Here is a 15,077-nt window from a genome sequence, read left to right as displayed (position 1 = left end):
GTTTTCAGACAGGGCGCCAGTGCTTACGCGCAGTGGCGCAGATGATGGGCGGCAAGAGACAAGCATCTGCTGCCGCCCATCAGAAAGCATCGCACAGGCCATACCACACGTCGGTGTAGATGAAGTCGGCGCCCTTGATGCACTCGGTTGTCGTCGGAGACTTTGCAGTTCTCCTCTCCGATGGCCATGAGGTCGCCCATCTCCTGCGAAGGCGGGCGAGCCGTAGCTCGCCCGACCTGGTACGTCTTACAGACCGTGCTTACCGAGGGCCGCCATGCGCTCATTGATGGTGGCGCGGTATGCCGCAGCCTTCTCCTCGTCGGGCTCGCTCTGGGGGCACAGAGTGGCCAGGATGGCGCGAATGGAGTGCTTGCGGTTCTCGGCCTCGACCCAGCACAGGGAGCGCTCGGGATCGTCCATGACCTCGTCGACGACTTCCTCGCCACGGTTGGCGGGCAGGCAGTGCATGAACATGCTGTTCGGACCGGCAACGTTCATCATATCCCAGGTCACCTGGTACTTCGGATAGAACACATCCATGTAGCTGGAGCTGGAGACTTCACTGTCGTAGAGGCCGTACCACACATCGGTGTACACGAAGTCGGCGCCCTCGATGCAGGAAATGTCGTCGGAAATGGTGATGGTGCCGCCGGAGACCTTGCAGTTCTCCTCGCCGATAGCCATGAGATGCTTGCCGAACTCGGCGCGCTCCTCATCGGTGCCAATATGCAGGCAGCCGTCGGGAATCTGATGCCCCTTCGGTCCGAACTGCACGAAGTCCATGCCCATCTTCGTGCAGATGAACATGAGCGACGCGCAGGTCTGGGTGGCATCGCCGATCCAGGCAAACTTGCAGTCCTCGATCTTCTTGCCCTCGGGGAGGTTCTCGATCATGGTCATGAGGTCGCCGAGCTCCTGGGTGGGATGGTTGTACTCGCTCATGCCGTTGATGACGGGGGCCGCGGAGTACTTCGCCAAGCTCACTACATCCTTATGACGATCGACGCGGGCCATGAGGATGTCGACGAGGCTTCCCATAACGCGGCCGGAGTCCTCGATGGACTCATGGCCACCCAGCTGGATGGAGCCGGGGCCGAAGAACTCGGCGTGACCGCCGAGGTCGGTCATGGCCGTCTCGAAGGAGATGCGGGTACGGGTGGACACCTGCTGGAAAATCATGCCGAGGGTCTTGTCCTTCAGCAGGTGCGGGTACTCGCCGCCCTCCTTGATGAGCCCCTTCATGGCGATGGCCAGATCTACCATGCCGAGCAGCTCTTCTTTTGTGAAGTCGTTGGTGTCGATGTAATCTTTGACCATTGAAATCTCCTTCAAAATTCGTTGGCCGGACCGCCCCTTGCGGACCGCGCTCCCATGAAGCGCCCCGAAATGAGCGAGACGCTCCCTTGCGCCACACAGCATGGGGCGCACCCGTAGTTTTGAGAAGAAATAACCAGGATTATTTTCAGATTACATTAGCTCACCGCACACCTTACCCTGGCTAATCCTAGCTAATCCTAACTAATCCTAACTAGTCCTAACGCCTAGACGGATTGATATTGAACTGGTTTCTTCGCCCTGTGCGCCGCTGTCAACACCTTGCGCCTCCGTTCTAAGGAACCGACGCGCCCGACACCCAAGAATACGTAGACGAGCTGCTCCCGTAGGGGGCGGCCGCATAGCCGCACCGACCCCCAGCCTCTCAGAGCCCGGCCCTCTTGCGGCCGCTCAGTTCCTTTCTAAGTTTTTGCGCAAGCTCGTCTCGGCTACTCACACCAAGCTTGGCGTAAATATTCGATATGTGGGTTTTCACCGTGTTGACGGAAATGCATTCTTGCTCAGCAATCTCCTTGTTCGATGCGCCCTTTTCAAGGAGCGACAACAGTACTTCCTCGCGCTTGGTCAGCCCGTATTCGCGAGCGATCCAGGGCACAAGGGATTCCGCCAACCGCACATTACGTATCCGCCGATGATGTGCAAGAAAGACATATGCAGCCACGGTGAAGCAAAGCGCCATAATCTCAACGGGGACCCTACGAGGAGAGGCAGAGCGCGCGCCGCCCTCCTGTCCAAAGGCCAAATACGTTGCCGCTTCCGCCAAGGCATATATGAGCACAAGTAAGAGCGAGAGAACCCATCGCCATTGGCTCATGTGTCGAAACTCTGCCGCCAAACAGCAGATGCCGTACCCTATTACCCAGATCGCCAACAACCTGGTAAAGAGAAACTCGCGCCATAGTGCAACCGATTCGACTGACGAAGCGCCACTTGCCAAAGCCACCATCATGCAAACTGCCCAAAAAAATCCCTCTACGAGAGAGAAGCTGCGCGAGAGCAAGCTGCCGAGAACGAGCCGATACAAGAGGATTACCACCATGTTGAATGCAACACGGAACATAGGATAGGCGTTTCGTGCGCCCTCGAATTGCATCGCGAATTCCGGAACGAACTCATACATGAATACAGTATTAATATCTATCGTATACGCAAGGAAGGTGAGCGCGACGAAGAGATAGCCCCGCCTGCGCTCGACATAATGCAGAGTCCCATAGGCAGCACTGACAAACGCATAGGCGATGCAACTTGCCACATTGTAGAGAAAAGCGAGGGACACGACTCCTCCTTCATCAAGCGGCAACATTATAGAAGATTTAGCACCCAAAGCTAAAACTACCCCAACGTCCGATTTGTCTCTCTGCATTTTCGCTGTTCAGGGACAGGGGGATAGAAAATCATCCTCCGATTAATCTCAAATCCCTCTCTGTTTTTCTTAACAAAGGACCCCCTGACTCTTAAGGTTGAATTACTGCAGCGCAAAAAAGAGACAGCGCTGCAACCAAATTAAGGAGGGTCTTATGAGCACATCCCATCAGAAGCAACCTCTCAGCCGCCGTCGTTTCGTCATTGGATCGAGCGCCCTAGCGGCTGCCGCGTTCTCGGGCGGACTCTGGGGATGCGCATCCGGGGAGCAGCCTGGATCAAATGCCACGCCCGGTTCCGCCGATCAAAACATTGCCGATATCGTGCTCCGCAACGGCCATGTGCAGACCATGGTGTCAGAAAGCGATGTTGCATCAGCCGTCGCTATCGCGGGCAACAAGATCGTGTACGTGGGCGACGATTCGGGCATCGATGCTTTCGTAGGAGACAAGACTCAAGTCATCGACCTCGATGGCAAGTTCGTCTCCCCCGGCTTCATTGACGGCCACATCCACGCCCCCGCCAACTGGTTCAACGCCCTCTTCCAGATCGACCTGACGGGGCTTACCACCAACGAGGAATACCTCAAGGCAATCCGCGCCTTCGTGGAGGCCCATCCCGACGAGGAGGGCTACATCGGAGCGCCTTTCATGCTCAATGCCTACCAGCTTCCCGACGGCTCGAATCCCGGGCCCTCGAAAGAAGATCTAGATGCCATCTGCCCCGATAAGCCCATTCTCATCCACGACGTCTCCTACCACGCCGCTTGGGTCAATTCCAAGGCCCTCGAAATGGCTGGCGTAACTGCCGACACCCCCGACCCAGAAGGCGGCCTGTTCTATCGCAATGAGAAGGGAGAGCCTTCGGGGTGCGTCTCCGATGCCGCCAAGGGAATTGTGTTCGCCATCATGCCCAACACCATGACCAACGATAAGCTGAAAAAGGCCATGCGCAAATTCATGAAGGAAGCAAACTCCTATGGCATAACCGGCATTACAAATATCACCCAAGGCGGTCTTGATGTTATCGACATGTATCACGAGTTGGAGGACGAGGGCAATTTGACCCTGCGCATGAACGTCGTCCCCACTATGAAAGAAGGCCGCACCTATGACGAGGTGCTTTCCGCCATCAAGTCCTACAACGACTCCGCCACAGACATGATTTCTTCGAATACCGTGAAGATTTTCTACGACGGAGTGACCGAAAGAGGCACCGCCGTCTTCCTGGAACCCTACCAGGAATCAACGGGACTCGGTGATCATTGGTGCGGCGAACCCATCTGGTCTCAGGAAGACTTTACCCGTCTTGTACACGACTTTGATGCAGAAGGCGTTCAGGTGCACGTGCACGCCATGGGCGACGGCGCCGTTCACGGCACCCTTGATGCCTTCGAGGAGGCTCGGGCGACCAATGGGAAGCGCGACGCGCGGCACACGATCACCCACGTATGCGCCATTACCGATGAGGATATCCAGCGCATGGCCGATTTGGATGTAGTGGCGAATCTCCAATTCCTGATGATGTACCACGATGATCTCATGGACCTGGAGCGCGCCTATATCGGCGACGAGCGTGCCATGGCGTTGTACCCAACAAAGCACTTGGCCGAGGCAGGCATCTGCATCAGCGGCTCCTCAGACGCCCCCGTCATTCCATTTGCCCCGCTCGATGCGATCGAGGTTGGCGTTACCCGCAACTCGCCCTATCCCGAGGAAGAGGACACCGACATGACCCGCTGGCCCGAACAGGGGCTCACTGCCTACCAGCTGCTCGAGGCCTACACCAAGAACGACGCCTACCAGAACTTCATGGACGATATTATCGGCACCGTTGAAGTAGGCAAGTTCGCCGATCTCGTCGTGCTGGACACCAACATTCTCGAAGCCGATGCCAAGGCCATCTCTGACACGCGCGTGATCTACACCATCTCCGACGGCCGCATCGTCTACAAGGGATAGAACCACGCCAGAAGGTGCCAGCAATACAGAACGGCTCACAAACCCTCGAACACAAGCCCCCGCGGCTCTGCGGTCATTAGTCCCGCAGAGCCGCGGGGGCCAATCTATGCGACTTCGCAGTCCTTACCGGCACTGCGGCAATACGCAAACACGCAGTATCCCGAAAGGGCTTCTCGCTCTCCAATTTGTTTTAGCGCACTTTACGACCGGCGAGAAAATCAGGTACTACCGTAAGCTTCGCGGGCTCTATCAGGGAGAGCTGGGCGAGAAAATCGGCGTCTCCAAGGGCGCGATCCGTCACTATGAGACGGATTTCAGGACTCCCAAGCAGCCTCAGGTGGAAGCCATCGCCGAAGCTCTCGACAACTCTCCGCTTGCCTGTTGGACTTCAGGGCAGAGAACGCCCGAGACCTCCTGGGCCTCCTTCTGCAGCTGGAGGACGAGTTCGGCATCGTGCCTGTCGAGAATGGATCAGGCCTTTCAATCGATGTATCTGCCGAGAAGGCGCCCGCCGCTGCCCGGCCTCCCTCAGGGTCTCAACGTACATAAGGTCGACGGCCAGCCCCCTCAGCTCGATCCCCGCCCTCAGCCTCGGCCTGCTAGTCATGTGCCTGTTCACCTGGGAGAAAGCATGCCAAAGGCAGCGCTGGACCATGGTTTGCGGCCAGGTCTCGCGCACGGCCTTGGCGAACCCGCCGTCGGGGGCGAGCGTGGGCCAGACCTCCCGGAACTCGGCCGTCCTGCTCCTGAAGGCCCGCCCGCCGCAGCAGGGGCAATAGACGGCCTTCATGGGCACCTCTTCCGAAAGGGTTTTTAACGGTTCCGGAAAAGTTTATCTGCCTGCGGGAACGATAGGCAACCGGACACACATTCTGTCCGAGCGGTTAAAAAAGGGGCATCGACCTGTGCCGATGCCCCCAACGTGGACACACATTTTGTCCTATAAGCCTTAGCCAACAGATTGCCTGCACAAAAAAACATGGCCACCCGCAAAGGGTGGCCATGTAGATTTTAACTGCAAGAAATCTTTTGCGTGCGTGGTGTGCTTTCGCGCATTCAGTCATGCGCGCCTTCGCGCTTTCACACTCTAGCACGTTCACGCGTCCACGCTTTCCGCATTCTCGCGTTCGCGCTTTCGTACTGGTCTATTCGCCTGTACGAATTACCACGTGCGGGAATTCATCTGGCGGAACTGAGCAACGGTTGGAGCGTGCGAATTCATGCCGCCGTCAACGTTGATGATCTGTCCCGTGGTGTAGGTACTTTCATCGGAGCCAAAATATACGGCTGCATGAGCAATGTCTTCTGGGCAACCGTAGCGGTTAACCATGATGCTACCCAAGAAGATATCTTTGAGCATCTGAGGAACCTTCGCCTCGTTTTCTGGCGTAACAATCAAGCCTGGACGGATGCAATTGCAGCGGATGTTGTCTTTGCCGTATTGCAAGGCAACGTATTGCGTGAAGATGTCTACGCCCGCCTTGGCGCATGCATAAGCGGTAGAACCTAAGTCGCCTGCACATGATGCCATAGAGCCAATGTTTACGATTGCGCCGCCACCAATTTCTTTCATGTAGGGGATAGCGCACTTCGTTGCATAGAAGGTGCCGCGCAGGTCGCTTTCCAAAATAGCGTCCCACATTTCAAGGGTGAGCTCGTCAACACGACCATCCTTGAGGGCAACGTTTGCTGCATTGTTTACCAAAATATCGAGCTTGCCGTATTGCTCTACAGTGTCTGCAATAAGCGCTTCGATGCTTGCTGGTTCGGTAATGTCGAAATAGTGGAAGCTTGCCTTGCCGCCTGCTTCAACAATTTGATCAACTACAACTTGGCCTTTTTCGGCACGACGACCACTAATAACAACCGTTGCGCCCTCGGCTGCGTATACCTTTGCGATACCGATGCCAATGCCGCTGGTGGAGCCCGTTACGATAGCAACTTTGCCTTCGAGTCTACCCATTGTGTTCCCTTTCTCGTTCAAATAATCGATAAGGTATTTTTATTCCTTTTTCGCGTTTTTGTGAATATTTGCATAGAAAAAGCGGATGGCAGTCGTGGGGATTTCGGCAGGAAGGGAAGGGGCCGGCCGCGTTGCGTGCACTGCCGTATTCTTTTCTGCAGGAAAATATGTTGAGCTGCTCGTTTTTCTGTTTGAATAGTAGACAGATTTAGCATGGTCAGAGGCTGCTGGCAAACAATTTACTCCCTCAACAAAACGCTTGCTCTCTGACATGCCATGCTCGCGCACAAAGTTGGGGCCTTCCCAGACGGGAAGGCCCCTTTGCTGATTATCTTAGCGCTTCATTTCAATGGAGCTGCACCAATGGTATCCGTGCTTATTTATAGTTGTTGCGCTTTCTGAACGTGAAGAGCGCCCCAGCACCGGCAGCGATCGCAACGCCGCAGATGCCCATTGCATAGAGGGCGGCGCTATCGCCGGTGTGAGGGAGATTGGATGCAGACTTATCGGAGTCGACCCCGACGATGGTCAGCTTGGCATCGTCGATGTTCACGATGAACTGGTCGGTCACATCGTTGCCCTCGGCATCGGTCACGACCGCCTGACCGCTTTTCGTTACAGGGTACTCGCCTGCATCGGTGCCCGTTGCAGAAGCCTCAACGCCGGAAACGTAGAAGGTCTGACCATTGATATGGAACTCCAGGGTCTCGAAACCGGATACGGACTTCTCGGTGCCGTCGTAGGCCACGGACTTGGAGTTAGGAGTGAGGGTGATATGGTACTTCTCGCTACGGTCGGTAACGGTCAGGGTTCCGTACGTCTTGTTGATCTGATAGTTGTCCAGATTGGTTCCCTCGTTGGGGATGCATTCGAATGCATTCTCAGAGGAGCCGACGATCTTCTGCGAGCCGGTGAAAGAATAGGTGGCACCTTGGCCATCGACCCAACCAGTATCCCGGGCAGCCTCCCCAACGGTGACCTTGTGATTGGTCAGGGGCTTGCCGTCGTACTCCTTCGAACCACTCGCGGAGGTCAGGGTGACCGGACGCTGTGCGACGTTCAATGTGGCATAACTAATGGTAATAGCGTAGTGTTCCTTGAAGTATTCCTCACTACCTGAAGGAAACTCTACGTTAAACGTATTATCCGATTCGCCAGCATCCGTCTGAGAACCGGTCATCGTGTATTTAACTCTGCCTTTGTCAGCATCAATCCAACCCTCCCCATCTTCATTAATTCCTACGACAGTAAGAGGGGTGCCGTCATAGATCTTTTCACCATACGAGGAAGACAAACCTACGGTACGCTTTCTAATCTCGATTCGAATTGTCTCTTCATCCAAACCACCTCCCGAAACCTTCAAAATTACGCTGCCGATTTCAGTTCCCGTCACAGTAACGCGAGATGGATCACCCGTTTCCGTCACAGTGATAGCTCCAGTTTCGCCGTCCTTTTCCCAGCTCCAAACATAACTTGACCTATCTGTCAAGTCTTGATAGCTCGTTATTTCATACCAAAAAATCGGGACTGTTTTGCCTTTTATTCCCTTAAGCTCGGAGTCGCCTCCCGTATCAGCGAAAGCTGCGACGGGCAGAAAAGATGCTGCCAGCACTGCCGCCAGCATCACCCTCGCGAATCTTTTCGCAAGCGATTGGGAGAGAACTGCAGTTTCGACCTCTCCCCATTTGGAGAATTTGGCATCCATGAAGCTCATGTATGCTCCAATCGTATCGAATTGAACCAACGTAAAACGCAACACGACGTACAGTGTGTTGCTGCGTTTTTTCGATTTGGTAAAGAATAACCGAATCTTTGTTGGCTATGCGTCGTTTGAATGTAATTACCTCTCTAATAAATCATATTTGTTACTTTTTTGCATCACCAAACCAGATTCTGCCTCCTTCGAATTAGGCACCCACCCCATCAAGACCGCGAAGCATCCCCGCCCAGAGCAAGCCCGAGCCGAGCAAGGGACATGCCCGAAAATAATTCTCTGTTAACATGAAATGCAATGTTGCAATAGGGAACGCACGCTTGAATTGGAGGATACGATGAAGATACAGGTTAAAGAGACCTTGGCCAGGCGCCGGACGGTTTTCGTCCTCACGCTCGCAGCCATCGTCGGCGTTTGCGCTTTCACCTTCTCCGGCACCCAGAATTACGCCTGGGCTGAAGGCGAGGGACCCATTGCCACTTGGAATAGAGTCCTAACGCCGGGATATGTCGTTCCAGAAACAGGTGGAAAGAACCTTCCGCTTGAAATAAAAGTAGCTGGCTCGGGCGATCACCTGGAGGCCCATATCACGAATAACGACGGAGATACAATTCCCCCATCTGTCCTTGAGTTGACAACGGAAGATGGATCAGTATTAACCGCCCGTTTTGATACACCTATTTCTCTTGGCGAAAACGCAGCATCTTCCATTGAAGGCTCGAAACCCACTACCCGATTCACTAAAGCAGAGCTTTACGAAACCGTCACCGTGACCTTCAATATGAACAGCCACGGAACCCAGATCATCAACCCCATTACGGTCAAGAAGGGGACGTCCGTCGCCCTGCCCCAGCCCACAGACCCGAATTATGACTTCGGCGGCTGGTTCACCGATGAGAGCCTCACCATCTCGTTCAACGGCACCGCCGCTACAAGCATGACCGTCTACGCCAAATGGACCGAAAAGGAAAAGGTCACCGTTTCCTTCGAATCCGAATTCGGGACCGCACCTGAAGCCGTGACCGTGAACAAGGGCCAAGTCGTCGAACTCCCTGACCTCGGCACTGACGGCGACTACACATTCGTTGGCTGGATTCCTAAGGGCTCCGAAGGCACCGATCCCCTTAAAGGCGAATACACCGCTAAAGAAAACATCACTTTCACGGCTGTCTGGGAAACTCCCACCATCGAAATGGTCGATGTCACCTTCGACATGAACGGCCACGGCGACAGTGTGACCAAGCAGACCGAGAAGGGCAAGCCCATCACCCTTATCGATGATCCCACCGCTGAAGGCTACACCTTCAAGGGCTGGACCTACGACAAGGAAGGCAAGCAGGCCTTCGACCCCAAGAAGAACGCAGACCAGGACACCACCCTGTACGCCCAGTGGAAGAAGAATGCCGACTCCGCTCCCACCAACTCAACAATCCCCCGGACCGGTGACAACCAGATGGCACTCCTGGCATCCCTCTGCTTCAGTGCAGCAGCCCTGATCGCAGTCGGCATCGCGTTAACCGCGTATCGCAAATGCGAGCACGTATAAAGCATACGTGACGTTACCGTTCTAATTCTCGATCTAAACAGAGGGGAGTCCCGCGGGACTCCCCTTCCCATTCGTGTACCTAATTACGCTGTTCCTACTAAAATTGGGAATTCTATTCCCAATTTTCTCCTATTCCCACTCTATGAATCGAAAGTGCGGGCATTTCCATGTCGTCTCGTATTTTATACGGAAAACGAACGTGGCGATACACGGCGATACTCAACGGCACAAAAGTGAGACAAAACTGCTCTGATAATAGAAACTCAAATGAAACTCAAGGGTGTTGAGTTTCATTTTTGTCCCAGTAGCAAAAAGGGCAGGGTAGAGCGGCCAAATCCTCCCCTTTTCAGGTGATCTGAAGCGGCATCACATGCAAGCCACCAGCGACAATTGCAAACCTATAGTTAAAAACTCTCTCCAGTTTGCTCCAGTTTGTCGCAGTTTGTTTTAGTTCGCCCAATTTATACCCAGTCTCAAAAATTGCCGAAAATCCATGTGGTCAAATTTGAGTCACGGATATCCATACAATTTTGCTCATTCTTTGGGGTCACGCTGGGTCACGGCCTAACCGGATATCCAATCGGAAAGGACGGCTGCCGTCTCGCGATTGGCGGAGTAGTGCATCCAGCGGCCGTCCTTGCGGCAGCTGACCAGCCCGGCGGCGCAGAGTTGCTTCACATGGTGGGAAAGGGTGGGCTGGGTGATGTCCATCTGCTCAAGAATCTTGCACGCGCAGATATCGTCCTTGTCCTTGATGGCCTGGTAGATGCGCAGGCGCGTGGGGTCGCCCAGCGCCTTGAACGCCGCCGCGAGGCTCTCGTTGTCCATGGTTTCCTCCTGTCTGTCTGGCAGCTTCAGTATATCACGCAAATTCATATATTGACATATATCTATGTGACTCCTATATTGTCGTCTTAACATAGATATATATCGATACATCAATATGAAAGGAGTCCCAATGGAGTCCATCGGAACGTTCATCTTGGACCAGGTGCTGAAGATGCAGTGGCTGAGCGAACTGATCGCCGCCTTGCTGGGCGCGCTAGGCATTGACGCAGCGGGCCAGTGGGGCGGCACGCTCCACTTCTTCATCTATGACACGGTGAAGATCGTCATCCTGCTGTGCGTGCTCATCTTCGCCATCAGCTACATCCAGAGCCACTTCCCGCCCGAGCGCAGCCGCAAGATCATGGGCCGCTTCAAGGGCATCTGGGGAAGTGTGGTGGGAGCACTGCTGGGAACGGTGACGCCGTTCTGCAGCTGCAGCTCGATCCCGCTGTTCATCGGGTTCACCCGCGCGGGCCTGCCCCTGGGCGTCACCTTCAGCTTCCTCATCAGCTCGCCCATGGTGGACCTGGGCAGCCTGGTGCTGATCATGAGCATCTTCGGCCCGGGCGTTGCCGTTGCCTACACGGTGGTTGGCCTGCTCATCGCCATCGCCGGCGGCGCCATCATCCAGCGCATGGGCATGGAGGAGCACCTGGCCGACTTCGTCCGCGGCGACGCGCCGGCGGACGCCGAGCTCCTGTCCATGACCGTGGCCGAGCGCCTGGCCTATGCCCGCAAGGAGACCTGGGGCACGTTCAAGAAGGTGTTCCCGTACATCCTGCTGGGCGTGGGAATCGGCGCCTTCATCCACAACTGGATCCCCGCCGAGTGGATCGAGCTGGTCCTGGGCGACGGCAACCCCTTCGCCGTGGTGCTGGCCACCCTCGTCGGCGCGCCTATCTACGCCGACACATTCGGCGCCATCCCCATCGCCGAGGCCCTGTACTACAAGGGCACGGGCCTGGGCACGGTGCTGGCCTTCATGATGAGCGTCACCACGCTGTCCATCCCCAGCCTGACCATGCTCTCCCGCGTCATCAAGCCGAAGCTAATGGTGACGTTCGTGGGGCTGTGCATCGTCGGCATGTGCATAAGCGGCTACGTGTTCAACTTCCTGCAGCCGCTGTTCTAACCGGTTAGGAGCCCGCACGGTGCGGGCGCGTCGAAAGGAGAAATTGTCATGGGATTGTTCGGATTCGGAAAGAAGAAGGAAGAGAAGGCCGCCGTTCCCTGCGCGTGCAATGATGGCGCTCCGCAGATGAAGGCAGAGCCCTGCGGCTGCGGAGGCGCCCGCCAGGTGAAGGTGCTGGGGGCCGGCTGCAAGAAGTGCCACGACGAGCTGAACGATAACGCCCAAGCGGCCATCGCCGAGCTGGGGCTCGAGGCGGAGCTTGAGTACATCACCGACATGGACCGCATCATGGGCTACGGCGCAATGAGCCTGCCTGCGCTGGTCGTCGACGGCAAGGTCGTGTCCGCTGGCATGGTGCTCACGCCGGCGGAAGTCGCAGCGTACTTGAGGTAGGAGGAACCATGGAGATCAGATCGACCCGAGGCAACGCGATACTTTTCTGGAAGGTCGCAGACGGCGATACCGTGGAGGCCGGGCAAGTAGTTGCTTCCCTCGAGCAGGGCAAGGGCACGATGGAGGTCGTGGCACCGTGCGCTGGAAAGATTGGCATTGCCTGCAAGGGCGGCATGGTGTCCGAGGGCCAGCTCCTGGCGACGGTGGGCTGATGCTGAACGTCGTGAAGAGCCCCTACCGCACCGCTTACGAGAACCTCGCCTTCGAGCAGGAGCTTCTTCGCACGGGCACGCCCTTCCTTTTCACCCACCGGGACGCCCCCTGCGTCTCAGTGGGCTTCAACCAAGACATTGAAGCGGAAGTCGACGCCGCACTTGCCAAGGAGCTGGGTGTCGACATCGTCCGGAGGCAAAGCGGCGGCGGGGCGGTCTACCGCGACGAGGGGTGCGTGGCATTCTCGATGGCGGTGCCGCGTGATTTCCTTCCGCGCGCCATGGAGGTTCCCGAGCGGGCCCTGATGGCCCTGGGCGTGCCGGCCGTCCGAAACGACCGCAACGACGTCTACGTCGCCGGTCGCAAGGTATGCGGATGCGCATGGCAAGACGCTGGCGACCTGGTCGTGTTCCACGGCAGCGTGTTGTTCGATGTTGACCTGGACGCGATGGATCGCCTGCTTGCCCCCGGCAAGAGGAAGTACTGCGGCACCGCCATGAGGTCTGTTTTCGCCCGCGTGAGGAACATCAAGGATTTGGTTCCGCAGATGACAGCTGACGAGTTCCAGGGAGCACTCGAGAGAGCGCTCCTCGCCTCCGTTTCCTTGGGTGCGATGTGATTTCCGCCGGTCTCTTTCACGTGCGCCTCCGTCAGCTCCCTGACCGTGAGAAGCCTAGGGGGTGCGATCGTAATAAGAAAACCCCAGTTAAACTGGGGTTTTCTTATTGCACAAAGCCTATACGGGCTACTTTCACTCTATAGTTGAAAACTTTCTCCAGTTTGTCCCAGTTTGTCGCAGTTTGTTCTAGTGAATCCTATTTACACCCAGTCTCAAAAATCGACGTTTGGGCATGCGGTCAAATTTAGGTCACGGTTTTTCGGAGTGCCCGAGGCTTTTTCGTGGGTCACGTGAGGTCGCGAATAGCACCTAGTTCTTGGGTCCAGTCTTATGTTCGTTTAAGCAGACTTCAGGCGACATTGCACCGTGCGGCTACACATTTGATAGAATCTCCCCAGTCAATCATCGGAGGACAATTAGCGCAAGTGGCTTACATATGATGTCACCAACCTGCACGTTTGCAAAATGATTTGGACATTGTTCGTTTGGAATAATCGCAAGTGGCTTGGTGCTAATCGGTTATGAGTTTCAAATGTCCCCATTGGGACAATTTGTCCCGGTCGAGCTAATCCAGCAATTTCCTTGAATCTTGCAGTTTCTCGAGAGCCTTTTCGCAACGCTCCATGCACTTCAAGCTTTTCTTCATTTGGGAGATAAGCTTTTTGTCTTGACCGTTTTCCTTATTCGACAGCTTCTCGATTTCGGCGCGTAGCTCCTCTGCGCAGTTCTGCATTCCTTGTTGCGCTAGAGAGGCGATGTCGTAGCGTCCGTATTTCTTGACGGCGATTTCAGAGCAGAACGCTAGAAGCTTGGAACATTCGCTTTGCACGAAAGACTCGGACGATTGCACGGCAACGCTCGCCGCCGTGGTTACACCTGATCCCGCGAGGCCAAGCAACGCGCCTCCGCCTGTTAGAATCGCAGTTCCGCCAGCCATGCCCATGCCGCCAACTGCAAGCGAGCCTCCTCCGACGAAAGCCAGGCTGGCGCTAGTCAATGCTGCACCTGAGAGCCCGACAACCGCATCGCCCGCGATGAGCACTGCAATTTCAGGAGCGAAGAATAATGCGCCTCCTGCAGTCGCCGCGGTGACCGCAAGCGTCGCTACCGCTGCAGCAACCACCCTTTTTCGATTGCCGGTTATCGTTCCGATCGCATGCGTGTATGCCTTTTGAATTGCCTTCACATCGGTGCTGTCAATGTAGTTCTGCCCCTTGCAGAAAACGTCGCCAAGGTAGTCGGTCTTGACCTTGAGTTTCTTATAAGGCTTGTTCTCTTCGAGACCTAGCTGGTAGTAAGGCGTAAATCTAGATAGCTCGAGAACCAGCAGGTCAATCCAGGAGCGGTCTTCGACATCGTTGGAGATCTCTTCCATTAAATCGAATGCTTGCCTGCCGCTGCGGATGAAGAATTCATCTCTGGCCACATCCAGGGATTCGCAGACGGTGGCCTCCCATTCGTCCTTCCATCTTGTTTTCACTAGCGCCAGATCCGCCTTCTTCGTGCTCAGGATGTCAAAGGCCACCATCATCGACTGGAAGGAGTACAGGAGCCTGGTTTGGTCAGAGTTGAGCGTCAAGAATCGATATTTCGCGGAAAGCCTCTGAAGCTCCTGTTCCCTTAGTTGCTTCTGCCTCTCATGTTCGGCCATCGCTTTCTTGTACACAGTTGCGACGTCTTCCTTGATGTATTTGGCGTCAAAGAAGCAAGCGACGGCGAACCTTCCGATGCCGGGATAGTTGATGTTCAGGAAGAACGCTTTGGCGAATGCGGCCTTGTTTCCCTTAGAAGCTATCCCTGCCTTAATAGCGCTGCCAGCGGAATTGACTGCTAGGAACGTGCCGCTGGAAACGGTGCACATCCTCGTAAGGGCCCTGTTGTTGATCGGCAGAAAGCCCTTCGGATCCAATCGGTCGAGCTCCGCAAACGAAGCTATGCGCTTCGTTTTTATCTCCGAAGCAAGTCTCGAGACGGTGTAGAAAACGCGGACGACGACTTCGTTTGCAAGAAC

14 protein-coding genes are annotated in these 15,077 nt (G+C 55.4%); 7 read left to right on the top strand and 7 right to left on the bottom strand.

Translation table 11 applies throughout. The features are described 5' to 3' along the window. Positions 1–246: 246 nt before the first annotated feature. Positions 247–1,317: a putrescine carbamoyltransferase gene (gene ptcA, locus ACQRC0_RS08385; protein ID WP_427729224.1), complete on the bottom strand. Its 1,071-nt coding sequence runs from the start codon at positions 1,315–1,317 to the stop codon at positions 247–249. Positions 1,318–1,699: 382 nt separating this feature from the next. Then, positions 1,700–2,611 carry a response regulator transcription factor gene (locus ACQRC0_RS08380; protein WP_427729222.1) on the bottom strand — a complete coding sequence of 304 codons (912 nt, stop codon included), beginning with the start codon at positions 2,609–2,611 and terminating at the stop codon, positions 1,700–1,702. 241 nt (positions 2,612–2,852) lie between these two features. On the opposite strand from ACQRC0_RS08380, the gene ACQRC0_RS08375 reads away from it, so the two are divergent. After that, on the top strand, positions 2,853–4,658 hold the full coding sequence (locus ACQRC0_RS08375) for an amidohydrolase (RefSeq protein ID WP_427729220.1): 1,806 nt from the start codon (positions 2,853–2,855) through the stop codon (positions 4,656–4,658). A gap of 106 nt (positions 4,659–4,764) precedes the next feature. Next, positions 4,765–5,475, top strand: coding sequence for a helix-turn-helix domain-containing protein (locus tag ACQRC0_RS08370; protein WP_427729218.1), 711 nt, complete (start codon positions 4,765–4,767; stop codon positions 5,473–5,475). A 345-nt stretch (positions 5,476–5,820) separates the two neighbouring features. Here the strand turns inward: ACQRC0_RS08370 and ACQRC0_RS08365 are convergent, their stop codons facing one another. The 3 genes from ACQRC0_RS08365 to ACQRC0_RS08355 form a co-directional block, all read right to left on the bottom strand. Beyond that, positions 5,821–6,621, bottom strand: a complete 801-nt coding sequence (locus ACQRC0_RS08365) for an SDR family NAD(P)-dependent oxidoreductase (RefSeq protein WP_123220203.1) — start codon at positions 6,619–6,621, stop codon at positions 5,821–5,823. 39 nt (positions 6,622–6,660) lie between these two features. After that, positions 6,661–6,894, bottom strand: a complete 234-nt coding sequence (locus ACQRC0_RS08360; RefSeq protein ID WP_427729216.1) for a hypothetical protein — start codon at positions 6,892–6,894, stop codon at positions 6,661–6,663. A 103-nt stretch (positions 6,895–6,997) separates the two neighbouring features. Next, complete coding sequence (locus ACQRC0_RS08355; RefSeq protein ID WP_427729214.1) at positions 6,998–8,335, bottom strand: LPXTG cell wall anchor domain-containing protein; 1,338 nt, start codon at positions 8,333–8,335, stop codon at positions 6,998–7,000. A gap of 337 nt (positions 8,336–8,672) precedes the next feature. On the opposite strand from ACQRC0_RS08355, the gene ACQRC0_RS08350 reads away from it, so the two are divergent. Continuing rightward, positions 8,673–9,881 (top strand): InlB B-repeat-containing protein, encoded by a 1,209-nt coding sequence (locus ACQRC0_RS08350; RefSeq protein WP_427729212.1) that lies wholly within the window; start codon positions 8,673–8,675, stop codon positions 9,879–9,881. Positions 9,882–10,445: 564 nt separating this feature from the next. Here ACQRC0_RS08350 and ACQRC0_RS08345 read toward each other — a convergent pair. Then, on the bottom strand, positions 10,446–10,709 hold the full coding sequence (locus ACQRC0_RS08345; RefSeq protein WP_167801316.1) for an ArsR/SmtB family transcription factor: 264 nt from the start codon (positions 10,707–10,709) through the stop codon (positions 10,446–10,448). A 130-nt stretch (positions 10,710–10,839) separates the two neighbouring features. Between ACQRC0_RS08345 and ACQRC0_RS08340 the strand changes: the two genes are divergently transcribed. Genes ACQRC0_RS08340 through ACQRC0_RS08325 form a run of 4 tightly spaced genes read left to right on the top strand, consistent with a single transcriptional unit; the run spans position 10,840 to position 13,066 of the window. Continuing rightward, entirely contained in the window at positions 10,840–11,841 is a 1,002-nt protein-coding gene (locus ACQRC0_RS08340; protein WP_427729210.1) for a permease, read from the top strand. Between the two features lie 48 nt (positions 11,842–11,889). After that, positions 11,890–12,234 (top strand): thioredoxin family protein, encoded by a 345-nt coding sequence (locus ACQRC0_RS08335; protein WP_427729208.1) that lies wholly within the window; start codon positions 11,890–11,892, stop codon positions 12,232–12,234. Between the two features lie 8 nt (positions 12,235–12,242). Next, a complete protein-coding gene (locus ACQRC0_RS08330; protein ID WP_108726748.1) occupies positions 12,243–12,446 on the top strand; it encodes an acetyl-CoA carboxylase biotin carboxyl carrier protein subunit in 204 nt (67 codons plus the stop codon). Next, positions 12,446–13,066 carry a lipoate--protein ligase family protein gene (locus tag ACQRC0_RS08325; RefSeq protein ID WP_108726747.1) on the top strand — a complete coding sequence of 207 codons (621 nt, stop codon included), beginning with the start codon at positions 12,446–12,448 and terminating at the stop codon, positions 13,064–13,066. The genes ACQRC0_RS08330 and ACQRC0_RS08325 overlap by 1 nt, the downstream gene beginning before the upstream one ends. 565 nt (positions 13,067–13,631) lie before the next feature. Here ACQRC0_RS08325 and ACQRC0_RS08320 read toward each other — a convergent pair. Beyond that, the coding region (locus ACQRC0_RS08320; protein WP_427729206.1) for a hypothetical protein at positions 13,632–15,077 on the bottom strand (1,446 nt) is incomplete at its 5' end.

The organism is Collinsella sp. SGI.033 (assembly GCF_050315135.1).
Classification (GTDB): Bacteria; Actinomycetota; Coriobacteriia; order Coriobacteriales; family Coriobacteriaceae; genus Collinsella.
The sequence above is the reverse complement of the archived record's forward strand: the minus strand, read 5'-3'. Positions and strand labels throughout refer to the sequence as shown.